Consider the following 15,734-nt stretch of genomic DNA (forward strand, 5'->3'; position numbering starts at 1 on the left):
TGCGTTCATTCACACACGGCGATCCTAGTGGCGACGGTTTTAACATCCGGTGAAGACCGAAGGCTGCAATCCCGCTTGGCGGTTAACCTGGTGTTTACTGGTGTTGCCTATTCCTGAAAACGCATGTTCAACGGCAGGTGACGCAGTATGATCCACTGGGGCAGAGTCAGGCAATTGCGGGACGAAGTTGGCCCGGATGAGTTTGATGAAGTGGTCGACATCTTTCTGGAAGAAGTACAGGAGGTCATCGCCCGCCTGCATCAGGATACAAGCCGGTCCGAACTGGAACAGAATCTGCATTTCCTGAAGGGCAGCGCGCTCAGTCTTGGATTCGACCAGTTCTCGAAACTCTGTCAGGACGGCGAACGGCAGGCGGCCGCAGGTCAGGGCGGGGATGTCGATCTGCCCGCTATTCTGGCCGTATTTGACAGCTCGAAACAGAAATTCGAGGCTGAGCTGCGCCAGAACCTGGATTAAATCACGAACTGCGCCAGCGTTTCGTCTTCGGTTATGTCGGTGTAGGTGAACCCTGCCTCATCCAGATGCGCAAACAGACGCATGAAATTTTCAGGCTTGCGGGTTTCGATCCCGATCAGGACCGAACCGAAATTGCGGGCTGATTTTTTCATGTATTCAAAGCGGGCAATGTCATCCTCGGGGCCCAGGATGCCCAGAAACTCTTTCAATGCGCCCGGGCGCTGCGGCAGGCGAAGGATGAAATACTTCTTCACCCCGGAATAGCGTTGGGCGCGTTCTTTGACCTCGGGCAGGCGTTCGAAATCGAAATTGCCACCGGATGTTACGCAGACCACGGTTTTGCCCCGCACAAAGCTTTGGATATCGCCCACCGCTTCGATCGCCAGGGCGCCGGCGGGCTCCAGAACAATGCCTTCGACATTCAGCATCTCGATCATGGTGGTGCAGATTCGGTCCTCGGACAGGACCAGCACATCCGACAGATGGCGTGATTTCAACAGTTCAAACGGTTTCTCACCGATCCGTCCAACCGCAGCGCCATCGACGAAGGTATCCACATGATCCAGCGACACAGGATGCCCCGCAGCCAATGCAGCCCGAAGACAAGCACCTCCAGCTGGTTCGACAAACAGACAATGGCTGCGATCCCCGAACCATTTGGCCACGCCCGAAGACATGCCGCCACCGCCAACGGGCAAAACAACGTGATCCGGTATACCACCCATTTGCTCTTCGATCTCGACCGCCAATGAAGCCTGGCCTTCAATGACATCAGCGTCATCGAAGGGTGACAGGAAATACCCGCCCTGCTGCGCGCACCATGCTTGCGCGGCGGCCAAAGTGTCATCGAAATAGTCGCCAGTCAGGTGGATATCGATATTGTCGCCGCCGAAGATTCTGGTCTTTTGAATTTTCTGCTGCGGTGTGGTCACCGGCATGAAGATCACGCCTTTGACACCCAGATGCTTGCACATGAAGGCCACGCCCTGCGCGTGGTTGCCCGCGCTGGCACAGACGAACAGGTCCTGCCCCTGCTGTTTTCGCATCGCGTTGAACGCACCGCGGATTTTGTACGACCGCACCGGGCTGAGGTCTTCGCGCTTGAGCCAGATATCGGCCCCATAGCGTTCGGACAGATGAGCATTGCGCTGCAACGGCGTCGCTGGAAACACAGAGCGCATCGCCTGTTCGGCGGCGCGGGCGCGGGTCACGAAATCAGTCATGTCCGTTTCCCTGCCCCATCATCGCGATAAGGGCAAGGAATACATATGTGTACGGGCTTACGACAGCTCGCGCTTTTCGATGAAGACACCGTACATTGTGGTAAAGATACTGATGTTGATCATCGGAAGGATGAGCGTGCCAAAGAACACGGTCAGCAAAACGCCCAAAACCGGAATTATTGCCAGGACAGTGAAAGCCAGCTGCACCAACACCTGGAACAGGAATGCAACGACGAGAAGCAACAAAATTGCACCGCTGACCCCCGCAGTATTGGTCCATGCATCGCTGAGCGAGATGGGATCACCAATCGCCGCTGCCGGCAGGATAATTGACAGGCGATAGAAACATACGACCAGAAAAACGGTGTATGCAATCATCAGAATGATCGAAAGCCCCGCAAGGCTTTCGCCAAGTGCTGCAGCGAGCAGACCCATGGGGATATACGCGATCACCATCAAAATCCCCAACATCAGAAAGCGACCGAAATAGGCAAGAATCCTGTCGAAACGGAATGTCGGGAGTATTCCCGTGGGATACTCTTCCATCAAGATGAAGCGGTGCCAAGACACCGCGATCCAGAACATGGTGACGAACATTACCGCCAGCAAAACGAACACAAAGACAAAGACTGATCCTGCGGTTACGCCCGGTGGCAGATCGACTGCGTTTTCATCAAGCGCTTCAAGCGGAATACCAAGCGCCAAGAACACGCCCACAATAACGATAGTCCCAATCAGAGCAGGGCCAACCGTGATCTGCAGGACCTGCTTCAGGTTCCCAAACACCATCCGCACCGAATGCACAAATATTTGCCATCCCAACATCCGAAACCGCCCCTTCAACTAATGCTTGTTATTCTCCGCAACTGTTTCACCCCAATTCCTTGCCTGCGTCAATCGTCACAACTTGCCCCCACGTCGAAAACCCGTTAGGGGCCAATCGTCTTACGAATAAGGGGAAGTCAGATGTCCGCGCCCAAGAAAGTTGTTCTGGCCTATTCCGGTGGCCTTGATACCTCGATCATTCTGAAATGGCTGCAGACCGAGTATGGGTGTGAGGTCGTGACCTTCACCGCCGATCTGGGTCAGGGAGAAGAGCTGGAGCCCGCGCGCCAGAAGGCCGAACTGCTGGGAATTAAGCCCGAGAACATCTATATCGAGGACATCCGCGAAGAGTTCGTTCGCGACTTCGTCTTCCCGATGTTCCGCGCCAATGCACAGTATGAGGGGCTGTACCTGCTGGGCACTTCGATCGCGCGGCCGCTGATCTCGAAACGTCTGGTTGAGATCGCCGAAGCAACCGGCGCGGATGCTGTCGCCCATGGCGCGACAGGCAAGGGCAACGATCAGGTTCGGTTTGAATTGGCGGCCTATGCTTTGAACCCCGACATCAAGGTGATCGCACCATGGCGCGAATGGGATCTGACCAGCCGCACCAAGCTGCTGGAGTTTGCCGAACAGAACCAGATTCCGATCGCCAAGGACAAGCGTGGTGAGGCGCCCTTCTCGGTCGATGCCAACCTGCTGCACACCTCATCCGAAGGAAAGGTTCTGGAAGACCCTGCGGATATGGCGCCTGATTATGTGTACCAGCGTACCGTCCACCCCGAAGATGCCCCGAACGAGCCGGAGTTCATCGAAATCGGCTTTGAAAAAGGCGACGCGGTCAGCATCAATGGCGAGGCGATGAGCCCGGCAACCCTGCTGACCAAGCTGAACGAATATGGCGGCAAGCACGGCATTGGCCGTCTGGACCTGGTCGAAGGCCGGTTCGTCGGGATGAAATCGCGCGGTATCTATGAAACACCCGGCGGCACCATCCTGTTGGAAGCACACCGTGGCATCGAATCCATCACCATGGACCGTGGCGCGATGCACCTGAAGGATCAGCTGATGCCGCAATATGCGGAACTGATCTATAACGGTTTCTGGTACTCGCCCGAGCGTGAAATGCTGCAAGCCGCCATCGACAAATCGCAGGAACATGTCACCGGCACCGTTCGCGTGAAACTGTATAAGGGTCTGGCCTCGACCGTGGGCCGCTGGTCGGATCACTCGCTGTATTCCGAGGCACATGTGACCTTCGAGGAAGACGCCGGAGCCTATGATCAGACCGACGCGGCAGGCTTTATCCAGTTGAATGCCCTGCGCCTGAAATTGCTGGCCGCACGTGACAAGCGTTTGTCCAAGTGATTGACGAGGACGACAACGACGACGAGCTCGATATGTTCATCGAGGCGCAGGACACGGTTTGGGCCGATGTCCTGCGTGAACTGGAACAGGGGCAGAAAACCAGTCACTGGATGTGGTTCGTGTTTCCGCAACTGGCCGAGCTGGGCCAGTCCCATATGGCGCAGCTGTACGGCATCGAAGATCTGGATGAAGCGACACGCTATCTGAACCACCCTGAACTGCGACGCCGTCTGACACATGCGGCCTCGCTGTTACTGCAGCATCAGGGGCGCGACGCCAGCGATATTCTGGGCGGGGTTGATGCAAAAAAGCTTCGTTCTTCGATGACATTGTTTTCCTCGGTGGCGAATGCTCCGGCCGAGTTTCAGGCTGTTCTTGACGCTTTTTATGATGGCGCGCCCTGCGCTCGGACAGTTCAGAGCCTCAGCGCGTCGTGATGGGAAGTTCCAGTCGGGTCAGCCTTGCCTGTTCGATACCTGACGCTTTACGCATTCGGAAACTGCGAAAGGAACCCGGATGCTTCAGGACATCGCCGACGAAATTCAAAAAGGTCTGAACGGCAAAACCTTTGACGGCTCGTTGAAATTCGATTGTGGTGAGGACGGCGTTATTGTTCTGGCGGACAGTCAGGCATCGACTCAGGACCAGGAAACGGATTGCACGATCCGCATCTCGCAGGACAACCTGACCAAGCTTCTGACCGGAAAACTGAACCCGATGACAGGTGTCGCTTTAGGCAAGCTTAAAATCTCGGGCAATATGGGTGTTGCGATGAAACTGGGGCAGTTGCTGGGCTAAGCCGAAGGCAGGTTCATCGCGGACCTCCCCCTTGCCGGGACGCCCATATCCCACCGCCAAGACGGCCCGGTGTAAGGTATTCCACCGACGTCCGCCGCCGATAAACTCGTCTCACCAGCCCGTGACATCAGATGTCAGGCAATTGAATGTCATTCGGGTTCGGGTCACCATGGTGCCGAAAGGAGACCCGACATGTCACGGACCGCTTATCTGGATGCCTTCAAAACAGCCACTCTGTTCACCCTGATCACACTTGCGATGATCCTGCGCGCCCTGCCTGCCCCCGCAGCAGGTGCCGAAACGCTGACGGTTGCTGGAGGATGTTTCTGGTGTGTCGAGTCCGATTTTGAATCTGTACCGGGTGTTGTCGGGGCCGTGTCGGGCTATACCGGCGGCAAATCCGCCAACCCCACCTATGATCAGGTCTCCAAAGGTGGCACCGGTCATTATGAAGCAGTTCAGATTACTTTTGACCCGGCCCGCGTCTCACGTGAAACACTGCTGAACATGTTCTTCCGCTCGGTTGATCCGACGGACGCCGGAGGTCAGTTCTGCGACCGGGGCGACAGCTATCGAACTGCGATTTTCGTCTCTAACAAAGGCGAAAAAGCGTTGGCTGAACAAGCCAAGAAAGAAGCACAACGAGCACTGGGTCAGAATGTTGTCACCCCGATTCTGAACGCAGGCTCGTTTTATCCAGCCGAGGCCTATCATCAGGATTACTACAAAGGGAACAAGCTGATCTTCACCCGCTTTGGACCCAAGCGTCAGCACAGCGCCTATAAGGCATATCGCAAAGCCTGCGGCCGTGACGCGCGCGTCAAACAGCTCTGGGGTTCAGATGCGCCTTTTGCCGGGTCTTAATCGAAGGACGCGTCGCGCACTTCTCTCAGATCCGGAATGACATCGGCCGTGCCGTGCCGCGTGACCATCAGGGCAGCGGCGCGGTTCGCTTGCAGAATAGCCTGTTCCATTGGCATTCCGCGATCCATTCCAGCCAGTACGTAGCCAGTGAAGGTATCACCTGCCCCAGTGGTATCCACGGCCTGCACCTTGTGGGCCGCAAATTCCACCGGGTCATTGCCCTGCTGCAAATACCGAGCGCCTTTTGAACCCAGCGTGACAATGACATGCCGAACGGGAAGGTCAGCCGCACCCATCCCGGTCTCTTGCCGCAATTGTTCGGCCTCGACCTCGTTCAGGATCAGGAAATCCAGATAGGGCAGAACCGCCTGAACCGCCTGTGCCTGAAACGGCGCGGCGGCGTAACAAACGGTCAGTCCAAGTTTGCGCCCCAACTGCGCAGCTTCAACCTGTGCGTTGGTTTCATTCTGCAGGATCAGCAGATCACCGGTGTTTGCAGATGACAGAGCCTGCCCCAGATGGCTGATATCCAAGGCGTGGTTGGCCCCCGGATAGAGGATGATCAGATTCTCACCCTCGGCATCCACCGCAATGATTGCGTGCCCCGTCGGCAGGTCCGCCTCCGAGATATAGCGTGTGTCAACGCCATATTCCGTCAGTCGATCCTTCGCCCAGCGCCCATCATGCCCGACGGCACCGATATGGCTGACGCGCGATCCGGCCCGCGCAGCCGCCACTGACATATTGGCACCTTTTCCGCCAAGGAACCGGTCCAGCCCGCGGGCGGCCAGAGTTTCCCCTGGCGCAGGCAGATGCGGCAGGTCGTAAACCATATCCGCGTTGATCGAGCCAAGGTTCCAGATCGTCATGGTTTATCCGATGTCGCACGAGGCCAGAATGGCCATGTTCAGAATATCGTTCGCTGTCGAGACGGTCGAGCAAATCTGAATCGGCTTGTCGACACCCGCCAGGATCGGCCCGATCACTGTAGCGCCGCCCATTTCCTGCATGAGCTTGGTCGAGATCGACGCTGAGTGCCGCGCGGGAACGATCAGGATGTTTGCGGGGCCGGTCAGGCGTGAAAACGGGTAAGCCGCCTGCTGATCCACGTTCAGCGCCACATCCACAGTCATCTCGCCTTCATACTCGAAGTCAACGCCGCGCTGGTCCAGAACAGTCGGGGCACGATGCATTTTCTCGGCACGTTCCGAAATCGGGTAGCCAAAAGTCGAGAAACTGACAAAGGCAACCCGAGGTTCCAGACCCATGTGCCGGGCCACTGCGGCCGAACGCTCGGCAATGTTGGCCAGATCGTTTTCATCCGGCCATTCATGCACCAGTGTATCACCGATCAGGACAATCCGGCCTTTATGCAGAAGTGCTGTCACGCCGGCGGCGCCATGGGCGGCATCGGCATCAAATACATGATTGATACGATCGATTACATGGGCCGATTTTCGTGTTGCTCCGCTAACCAGCCCGTCTCCGTGTCCGTGGGCCAGCATCAGTGAAGAGAACACGTGGCGGTCCCGCGCGGCCAGACGGTGAATATCCTTGCGGTCAAAGCCTTTGCGCTGCAAACGCTCATAGAGGAAATTCGAATAGGTCTCGAGGTGGGTGGTGTTTGCAGCATTCACAACCTCGATCTCCCGCACTGCATCGCCAAGACCGGTGGCTTCAAGTTTTTCTTTGACATCATCCGCCCGGCCGACCACGAGCGCCTTACCAAAGCCGGAACGCTGGTACATGACGGCGGCGCGCAGCACGCGGGGATCATCGCCCTCGGCAAAAATCATGCGGCTTTGCGCCTGTCGCGCCCGGGCGTTCAGCCCGCGCAGAATGCTGGCAGTCGGGTCCATCCGGGACTTCAGGCTCAGCTCGTAAGCCTCCATGTCGATGATCGGGCGGCGGGCCGCACCGGTGTCCATCCCTGCCCTTGCTACCGCTGGTGGGATGCGGTGGATCAAGCGCGGATCAAACGGCGTAGGAATGATATAATCCCGTCCGAAGGTCAGCGACTTGCCATAAGCCATCGCGACCTCATCCGGCACATCCTCTCGCGCCAGATTGGCCAGTGCATGGGCACAGGCGATCTTCATCTCGTCATTGATGGCACGCGCGTGGATGTCCAGCGCGCCGCGGAACAAATAGGGAAAGCCCAAAACGTTGTTGACCTGGTTCGGATAGTCGCTACGCCCGGTTGCCACGATGGCATCCACGCGGACCTCGTGCGCCTCTTCCGGGGTGATTTCCGGATCGGGGTTGGCCATTGCAAAGATCACCGGATTATCGGCCATGCTTGCGACCATCTCCTGCGTGACCGCACCCTTGACCGAAACGCCAAGAAAGACGTCCGCACCCTTCATGGCCTCTTCCAGAGTACGCAGATCCGTGGTGATCGCATGGGCCGACTTCCACTGGTTCATACCCTCGGTCCGGCCTTGGTAGATCACACCCTTAGTATCACAGACGATACAGTTCTCGTGCCGCGCGCCCATGGATTTGAGTAGTTCAATACACGCAATCCCTGCCGCCCCGGCTCCGTTGAGAACGATCTTCACATCCTCGATCTTCTTGCCCGAGATATGCAACGCGTTGATCAGCCCCGCCGCGCAGATCACCGCCGTGCCGTGCTGGTCGTCGTGAAAGACGGGGATGTCCATCTCTTCCTTCAGGCGCTGCTCAATGATGAAACACTCGGGCGCCTTGATGTCTTCCAGGTTGATGCCGCCGAATGTCGGCCCCATCAGACGCACCGCGCGGCAGAACTCATCCGGGTCTTCGGTATCCAGCTCGATATCAATCGAGTTCACATCCGCAAACCTTTTGAACAGGACGGATTTCCCCTCCATCACCGGTTTCGAGCCCAGCGCGCCAAGATTCCCAAGCCCCAGAACCGCCGTCCCGTTCGAGATTACGGCCACCAGGTTGCCCTTGTTGGTATAGTCATAGGCGGTCTCTGGGTTCTCGGCGATTGCTTCACATGGAACGGCCACACCCGGGCTGTAGGCAAGCGAAAGATCGCGCTGCGTGGTCATCGGGACAGTGGCCTGCACCTCCCACTTGCCGGGGGTGGGGTCGAGGTGAAAGGCCAGCGCCTCTTCTTTGGTAATCTTCGCTTTGGGCATCGGAAATGTCGTTTCTTTACATCTGTTGGGCTTTTGCCTCATAGCGCAGGCAAAGGCGCGCCTCAACGACAATACGTTTTCACCTTTCGTCGCAGGGACCGGGTTTGTAAGGTCGCGCCCGGAATACGCCAGAAGGGGGCCGCTTTGTCCACAGTCACGCCGATGATGGCGCAATACCTCGAAATCAAAGAGGCTCATGCCGACGCTCTGCTGTTTTATCGCATGGGCGATTTCTATGAGATGTTTTTTGAGGACGCCGTCAACGCAGCCGAGGCGTTGGACATCGCCCTGACAAAACGCGGCAAACACAATGGCGAAGACATTCCGATGTGCGGTGTGCCGGTGCATTCGGCAGAAGGATATTTGCTGACACTGATCCGAAAAGGCTTTCGCGTGGCTGTCTGCGAGCAGATGGAAAGCCCGGCTGAAGCCAAGAAAAGAGGCTCTAAATCAGTCGTAAAGCGTGATGTTGTACGCTTGGTGACGCCCGGAACACTGACCGAAGATGCCCTGCTTGAGGCCCGTCGCCACAACTTTCTGGCGGCCTATGCCGAAGTTCGGGATGAGGCCGCGCTGGCCTGGGCCGACATCTCGACTGGTGCGTTTCACGTGATGCCCTTGACACCGGTGCGCCTCAGCCCCGAACTCGCACGACTGGCACCGTCGGAACTGATCGTCGCCGATGGCGTGCAAGACAAACTGAATGAGCCGGTTCGTGACTTGGGTATTTCCATCACCCCTGTCGGGCGGGCCAGTTTTGACAGCACGGCGGCTGAAAAACGCATCTGCGGTTTATTTCACGTGGGTGCGCTGGATGCATTCGGAAGCTTTGGACGCGCCGAAGTGTCCGCGATGGGTGCGCTGATCGACTATCTGGAGATTACACAGAAGGGCAAACTGCCCCTGTTGCAAACGCCACTGAAGGAATCCGAAGACCGCGTTGTACAGATCGACGCTGCAACGCGCCGCAATCTGGAGCTGACCCGGTCCTTGTCTGGCGGACGTGCCGGTTCACTGCTTTCGGTAGTCGACCGAACCGTGACCCCGGGCGGTGCCCGTTTGCTTGAGCAACGTCTGTCCAGCCCCTCACGCAATCTGGAAATCATTCACGCCCGACTGGACGCGGTGAGCTTTGCGGCCGAAGATAGTCTTATTGCGTCAGACCTGCGTGAAGCTTTGCGGAAGACGCCAGATCTGGACCGCGCCCTGTCCCGCTTGTCGCTGGAGCGCGGCGGGCCTCGGGATCTTGCAGCCGTCCGAAACGGCCTGACTCAATCGGCAGCCATTGCCCAGATTTGCGCAGATCAGGATGTGCCGATTCTGCTATCAACCGCGCTTCAAAACCTTGTTGGCTTCGACGACCTGTTGAATTTACTGGATGAAACCCTGGTCGCCGAACCACCGCTTCTTGCACGTGATGGTGGTTTCATCGCTCCGGGCTTTGACGCCGAACTGGACGAGGCCCGCACCCTGCGGGACGAGGGTCGGTCCGTTATCGCCGGATTCCAGAAAAAATATTCCGAGCATACCGGCATCACGTCGTTGAAGATCAAACACAACAACGTGCTGGGATATTTCATCGAGACGACAGCGACCCATGCCGACAAGATGCTGAACCCGCCCTTCAGCGAGACCTATATCCACCGCCAGACCACCGCCAACCAAGTGCGGTTCACCACTGTTGAACTCAGCGAGATCGAAACCCGTATCCTGAATGCCGGGAATCTGGCTCTTGAGATCGAAAAACGGCTCTATCAAAGGCTATCTGACGAGATTTTGTCCCTCGCAGCACGACTGAATCAAGCTGCCCGCGGGTTGGCTGAACTGGACCTGACCACTGCCCTCGCCGATCTGGCGCGCGGGGAAAACTGGTGCAGACCACAGGTGGACGCGTCCCGCGCGTTCAACATACAGGGCGGTCGGCATCCGGTTGTCGAACACGCACTGCGCCAACAAAGCGGCGGTGCCTTCGTCGCCAATGACTGCGATCTTAGTGCCGATGACGGTGCAGCCATCTGGTTGCTGACAGGCCCAAACATGGCCGGTAAATCGACTTTCCTGCGTCAGAACGCGTTGATCGCCCTGCTGGCCCAAATGGGCAGCTTCGTCCCGGCCGAGCAGGCCCATGTCGGTGTGGTCAGCCAGTTGTTCAGCCGCGTGGGAGCCTCTGACGATCTGGCGCGGGGCCGCTCGACTTTCATGGTCGAGATGGTGGAAACCGCCGCGATTCTAAACCAGGCCGACGAACGGGCGCTTGTGGTCCTCGATGAAATCGGGCGTGGAACGGCAACTTATGACGGGCTCTCCATTGCCTGGGCGACTCTGGAGCATCTGCACGCAGCCAACAAATGTCGTGCCTTGTTTGCCACGCATTATCACGAGCTCACAGCGCTGGCCGGGACGCTGGAAGGTGTCGAGAATGCCACGGTCGCGGTGAAGGAATGGGAAGGCGAGGTGATCTTCCTGCACGAAGTCCACAAGGGTGCTGCCGACCGGTCATATGGCGTGCAGGTTGCGCAACTGGCCGGGCTGCCCGCATCCGTGGTAGAACGCGCCCGCATTGTACTGAACCAACTGGAGAAAACAGAGCGCGAAGGTGGAAAGCAAAAGGCGCTGATCGACGATCTGCCACTGTTTTCTGCTGCACCACCACCGCCGCCCGCACCCAAGGCATCGGCGGTCAACGATATGCTGAACGACATCCTGCCGGACGAGCTTACGCCACGAGAGGCACTTGACCTGATCTACAAATTGAAAGAGGCGGCCAGATTCTGACCGCCCCTGCACCTTCAAAAGCTCTTGCGCCGGAGGTTTGGCTTTTATGAAGCCGATCAGCTTGCAGGCATGGAAGAAACGCCCACCTGCGCCGGACGCAGCAGGCGATCGTGCAACATAAATCCTTCTGCGGACACCTGAATGATGTCTCCTGCCTTGGTTCCGGGAACCGGTGCCTCGAACATGGCCTCGTGCACGTTCGGATCAAACCGGTCGCCCACTTCGGGCGTGATCACTTCGATACCATGCTTGTGGAACACGTCCTTCAATGCACGCATGGTCAGTTCAACACCTTCCAGCAAACCAGCAGCGACTTCTTTCTGCTCATCCGTCGCGGCTTCAAGGGCGCGTTTCATGTTGTCGTATACGGGCAGCATATCACGGGCCAGCTTGGACCCGCCATACTGTTCAGCATCGCGGCGTGCCTTGTCACTCCGCTTGCGCATGTTTTCGGCATCCGCCAATGCCCGGATGAACTTGTCTTTGTAGTCGTCCCGTTCGGCTCGCAGCGCGTCCAGCTCCAGTTCCTCTTCGCTGAAGTCCATCAGCTCTTCGGCCAGTTCTTCCGCCTCGGCGGTTGCGATATCGTCCAGAAAATCTTCGTTCTTGGGCTCTGCCATCTCTTACCCTCTAGCTCCGGTCGGATATCAGCTTGCCGACCAGTTGCGCCGTATAATCCACGATCGGTACGATCCGCCCATAATTCAGGCGTGTGGGCCCGATGACCCCGACCGCACCGATTATCTTTCGATCAGCGTTCATATAAGGAGACACCACCAAAGAGGAACCCGAAAGTGAGAAAAGTTTGTTCTCAGAGCCGATAAAAATGCGCACACCCTCACCGTCTTCAGTCAATTCAAGGAATTCGGCGATGTCTCGCTTGCGTTCCAGATCGTCAAACAGGGTGCGAATGCGGTCAAGTTCCTCGGCCTGACCGGGTTCGTTGAGAAGATTCGCGCGCCCGCGCACGATCAAACGCGCCGAGTCGCTTCCGTCTCCGTCCCAAACGGCCATCCCGCCTTCAACCATCTCACGCGCCAAAATGTCGATTTCCTGCTTACGTGCGTCGATCTGCGTCTGCATCTGCCGCCGCACTTCGCTGAGTGTCCGCCCCTCGATGAGCGCGTTCAGGAAGTTCGCGGCCTCACGCATTGAACTGGGTGTTTGCCCCGGTGGCGGTGTGAACAAACGGTTTTCCACATGACCGTCCGAGAAAACCAGAACCACCAAAGCCCGATCATGGCCCAGAGAAACAAACTCGATATGTTTGATTTCCGATTCATGCTTGGGCGTCAAAACCAGTGACGCCCCTTGTGTCACGTGTGACAAGGCAGAACCGACACGGTCCAGCATTCCGCCAACATCACCCGTGTTAGAGCCTAGTGTCTGTTCCAGTTTCTGCCGGTCATCGGCGCCCAGGTCTCCGACTTCAAGCAATCCGTCCACAAACATTCGCAGACCTTGCTGCGTCGGGATTCGACCAGCGCTGACATGGGGGCTGTCCAGAAGGCCCAGAAACTCCAGATCCTGCATCACATTTCGGACAGTTGCGGCGCTGACTTTTTCAGACAACGTGCGTGCCAAAGTACGACTGCCAACGGGCTCTCCGCTTTCCAGATAGCTCTCGACAATCAGCCGGAACACTTCACGTGACCGGTCGTTCATCTCGTCCAGAATCTTGCTCGCTTCGCTCATGCGTGTTCCCCTGCTCGCTTGTCATTAAATAGCAGGCAAATGAAAGGTCAATCGGGGTTGCATCCTAAGGCACGGGGACGTTATCCCCAACCCAGCAAACAAAGGAATTCCGATGCGACCCTCTGGAAGAGATTTAAGCGAAATGCGCGCCGTTTCAATCGAGACGGGGTTCACAAAACATGCCGAAGGTTCCTGCCTGATCAAAATGGGCGACACACACGTTTTGTGCACGGCAACGATCGAAGATCGCGTGCCGCCGTTTATCAAGGGATCGGGCCTTGGGTGGGTCACAGCCGAATACGGAATGCTGCCCCGCGCCACCAATACACGGATGCGGCGCGAGGCGGCTTCGGGCAAACAGGGGGGCCGTACGGTCGAAATCCAGCGCCTGATCGGCCGCGCCCTGCGCGCCGGTGTCGACCGGGTTGCTCTGGGAGAGCGTCAGATCACCGTAGACTGCGACGTGATCCAGGCTGATGGTGGCACCCGCTGCGCCTCGATCACTGGCGGCTGGGTCGCGCTGCGGCTGGCTGTGAACAAGCTGATGAAAACCGGCGATGTGATCTCGGACCCGCTGGTTGATCCAGTCGCCGCCGTGTCTTGCGGCATCTATGCGGGTCAGCCGGTACTGGACCTTGATTACCCCGAAGACAGCGAAGCGGGCGTAGATGGTAACTTCATCATGACCGGATCCGGCAAACTGATCGAAGTACAGATGTCCGCTGAAGGCTCTGTTTTCAGCCGTGCGCAAATGGATCAACTGATGGATCTGGCGGAAAAAGGCGTCTCTGAACTGGCTGCCGCGCAGAAAGCCGCCACCGCATGACCCGCAAATTCGACGGGGACAGGTTACTGGTCGCCACCCATAACAAGGGTAAGCTCGAGGAGATGGCGCATCTTCTTGAGCCCTTCGGCGTGACAGTTGTTGGTGCCGGCGAATTGAACCTGCCGGAACCCGAAGAGACCGAGGACACCTTTGTTGGTAATGCGCGGATCAAGGCCCATGCGGCCGCCAAAGCCACCGGCCTGCCTGCTCTGTCGGACGATTCCGGGATCACTATCGATGCGCTGAACGGCGCACCTGGTGTTTACACCGCCGATTGGGCCGAAACCGACAATGGCCGTGATTTTCTGATGGCCATGACCCGCGCCCATGATGAGCTCGAAGCGAAAAATGCACCTCACCCCCGCACCGCCCAATTCCGCAGTACACTGGTTCTGGCCTGGCCCGACGGGCACGACGAAGTGTTCGAAGGCGTTGCACCCGGTCATCTGGTCTGGCCGATCCGCGGCGAAGGTGGGTTTGGCTATGACCCAATGTTTGTCCCCGACGGGTACGACATTACCTTTGCTGAAATGGATCGCTGGGAAAAGAACAAGATCAGCCATCGCGGCCGCGCGGTGGCGATGTTCGTGAAAGGCTGCTTTGGCGGATGATTTGCGCAACGGGGGCTATGGCCTGTATGTGCACTGGCCCTTTTGCGAGGCCAAGTGCCCCTATTGCGATTTCAACAGCCATGTTTCCAGAATTATTGATCAAAAACAATGGGTTGATGCCTATCTGAGCGAACTTCGCCGTTCCGCCTCTGAAACGCCGGATCGGGTGCTGAACACGATCTTTTTTGGTGGCGGCACGCCTTCTTTGATGGATCCGGAAACCGTTGCAGCTGTGATCGATGGGGCGCGTGCGCTCTGGCACCCGGCCAATGACATGGAAATCACGCTCGAAGCCAATCCCGGCTCGGTTGAAGCCGGTCGGTTTTCGGCTTACCGCGATGCTGGGGTTAATCGGATATCGATGGGCATTCAGGCCCTGAATGATGAAGATCTGAGGCGGCTGGGGCGGATCCATACGGTGGCCGAGGCCCGGGCCGCCTTTGATACAGCCCGAAATTGCTTTGAGCGTGTCAGCTTTGACCTGATCTATGCGCGCCAACACCAAACGCTGGAAGCCTGGCGTACAGAACTGACCGAAGCGCTGTCGATGGCTATAGACCACCTGTCACTATATCAATTGACAATCGAAGACGGGACGGCCTTTGGGGATCGGTATGCGGTGGGTAGATTACGCGGCCTGCCAGAAGATGACAGTGCCGCCGATATGTATCTGGCGACGCAGGAAATATGCGAGGCACATGGCTTGCCGGCCTACGAAGTTTCCAACCACGCCCGCCCCGGCGCGGAATCGCAGCACAACCTTATTTACTGGCGGTATGGCGACTATGTTGGCATTGGGCCCGGCGCCCATGGGAGGATTACCCTGAATGGTCAGAAATACGCGACCGAAACCTATCTGAACCCCCAGCGCTGGCTTGATACCGCCAAAAAAGGTAACGGAGAAAAGGACCGCAGCGTATTGTCGCTTGAAGATCAGGCAAATGAATACCTTATGATGGGTATGCGGCTTACTGAAGGCCTAGATATAGACAGGTGGCAAGCCCTTTCTGGTCGCTCTCTTCCCTCCGAAACCATGGATCACCTGACTGACATCAACATGGTTCAGCGCAGGAACAGACGCCTGATAGCCACATCAGACGGGCGCGCCGTATTGAACGCAGTCATCCGGGAGCTGTTGGACTGA

At 57.5% G+C, this 15,734-nt stretch carries 15 protein-coding genes; 9 read left to right on the forward strand and 6 right to left on the reverse strand.

Annotated features, from left to right (window positions below):
- Positions 1-147 precede the first annotated feature (147 nt).
- A complete protein-coding gene (locus AC2FJB_RS12410; protein ID WP_299639179.1) occupies positions 148-477 on the forward strand; it encodes an Hpt domain-containing protein in 330 nt (109 codons plus the stop codon).
- On the opposite strand, the gene ilvA is transcribed toward AC2FJB_RS12410, so the two are convergent.
- Together ilvA and AC2FJB_RS12420 are read right to left on the reverse strand one after the other, a co-directional pair.
- Entirely contained in the window at positions 474-1,700 is a 1,227-nt protein-coding gene (gene ilvA / locus AC2FJB_RS12415; RefSeq protein WP_496718992.1) for a threonine ammonia-lyase IlvA, read from the reverse strand. The two genes, AC2FJB_RS12410 and ilvA, sit on opposite strands and share 4 nt — an antisense overlap.
- Positions 1,701-1,757: 57 nt before the next feature.
- Positions 1,758-2,525, reverse strand: coding sequence for a hypothetical protein (locus AC2FJB_RS12420; protein WP_496718991.1), 768 nt, complete (start codon positions 2,523-2,525; stop codon positions 1,758-1,760).
- A gap of 141 nt (positions 2,526-2,666) precedes the next feature.
- On the opposite strand from AC2FJB_RS12420, the gene AC2FJB_RS12425 reads away from it, so the two are divergent.
- The 4 genes from AC2FJB_RS12425 to msrA all read left to right on the forward strand — a co-directional run bounded on the left by AC2FJB_RS12425 (position 2,667) and on the right by msrA (position 5,555).
- On the forward strand, positions 2,667-3,893 hold the full coding sequence (locus tag AC2FJB_RS12425; protein ID WP_117871293.1) for an argininosuccinate synthase: 1,227 nt from the start codon (positions 2,667-2,669) through the stop codon (positions 3,891-3,893).
- Between the two features lie 32 nt (positions 3,894-3,925).
- Positions 3,926-4,330, forward strand: a complete 405-nt coding sequence (locus AC2FJB_RS12430; RefSeq protein WP_117872921.1) for a DUF1810 domain-containing protein — start codon at positions 3,926-3,928, stop codon at positions 4,328-4,330.
- A 79-nt stretch (positions 4,331-4,409) separates the two neighbouring features.
- Entirely contained in the window at positions 4,410-4,691 is a 282-nt protein-coding gene (locus AC2FJB_RS12435; RefSeq protein ID WP_117871291.1) for an SCP2 sterol-binding domain-containing protein, read from the forward strand.
- A gap of 192 nt (positions 4,692-4,883) precedes the next feature.
- Positions 4,884-5,555, forward strand: a complete 672-nt coding sequence (gene msrA, locus AC2FJB_RS12440) for a peptide-methionine (S)-S-oxide reductase MsrA (RefSeq protein WP_496718990.1) — start codon at positions 4,884-4,886, stop codon at positions 5,553-5,555.
- On the opposite strand, the gene AC2FJB_RS12445 is transcribed toward msrA, so the two are convergent.
- The gene (locus tag AC2FJB_RS12445) at positions 5,552-6,424 is read right to left on the reverse strand and encodes a ribokinase (RefSeq protein ID WP_117871287.1); all 873 of its coding nucleotides are present in this window, start codon (positions 6,422-6,424) and stop codon (positions 5,552-5,554) included. The two genes, msrA and AC2FJB_RS12445, sit on opposite strands and share 4 nt — an antisense overlap.
- A gap of 3 nt (positions 6,425-6,427) precedes the next feature.
- Complete coding sequence (locus tag AC2FJB_RS12450; RefSeq protein WP_496718989.1) at positions 6,428-8,683, reverse strand: NADP-dependent malic enzyme; 2,256 nt, start codon at positions 8,681-8,683, stop codon at positions 6,428-6,430.
- A 162-nt stretch (positions 8,684-8,845) separates the two neighbouring features.
- Between AC2FJB_RS12450 and mutS the strand changes: the two genes are divergently transcribed.
- Complete coding sequence (gene mutS, locus AC2FJB_RS12455) at positions 8,846-11,458, forward strand: DNA mismatch repair protein MutS (protein WP_496719076.1); 2,613 nt, start codon at positions 8,846-8,848, stop codon at positions 11,456-11,458.
- Positions 11,459-11,514: 56 nt separating this feature from the next.
- Here mutS and AC2FJB_RS12460 read toward each other — a convergent pair whose 3' ends face one another.
- Positions 11,515-12,078: a nucleotide exchange factor GrpE gene (locus AC2FJB_RS12460; RefSeq protein WP_496718988.1), complete on the reverse strand. Its 564-nt coding sequence runs from the start codon at positions 12,076-12,078 to the stop codon at positions 11,515-11,517.
- 10 nt (positions 12,079-12,088) lie between these two features.
- Positions 12,089-13,153: a heat-inducible transcriptional repressor HrcA gene (gene hrcA, locus AC2FJB_RS12465; protein WP_117871278.1), complete on the reverse strand. Its 1,065-nt coding sequence runs from the start codon at positions 13,151-13,153 to the stop codon at positions 12,089-12,091.
- 112 nt (positions 13,154-13,265) lie between these two features.
- Between hrcA and rph the strand changes: the two genes are divergently transcribed.
- Genes rph through hemW form a run of 3 tightly spaced genes read left to right on the forward strand, consistent with a single transcriptional unit; the run spans position 13,266 to position 15,734 of the window.
- A complete protein-coding gene (gene rph, locus AC2FJB_RS12470; RefSeq protein ID WP_117871276.1) occupies positions 13,266-13,979 on the forward strand; it encodes a ribonuclease PH in 714 nt (237 codons plus the stop codon).
- Complete coding sequence (rdgB, locus tag AC2FJB_RS12475) at positions 13,976-14,590, forward strand: RdgB/HAM1 family non-canonical purine NTP pyrophosphatase (protein ID WP_117871274.1); 615 nt, start codon at positions 13,976-13,978, stop codon at positions 14,588-14,590. Before rph ends, rdgB begins: the two co-directional genes overlap by 4 nt.
- Positions 14,580-15,734: a radical SAM family heme chaperone HemW gene (hemW, locus tag AC2FJB_RS12480; protein WP_496718987.1), complete on the forward strand. Its 1,155-nt coding sequence runs from the start codon at positions 14,580-14,582 to the stop codon at positions 15,732-15,734. The genes rdgB and hemW overlap by 11 nt, the downstream gene beginning before the upstream one ends.

The organism is Ruegeria sp. CDSC085, assembly GCF_059610465.1.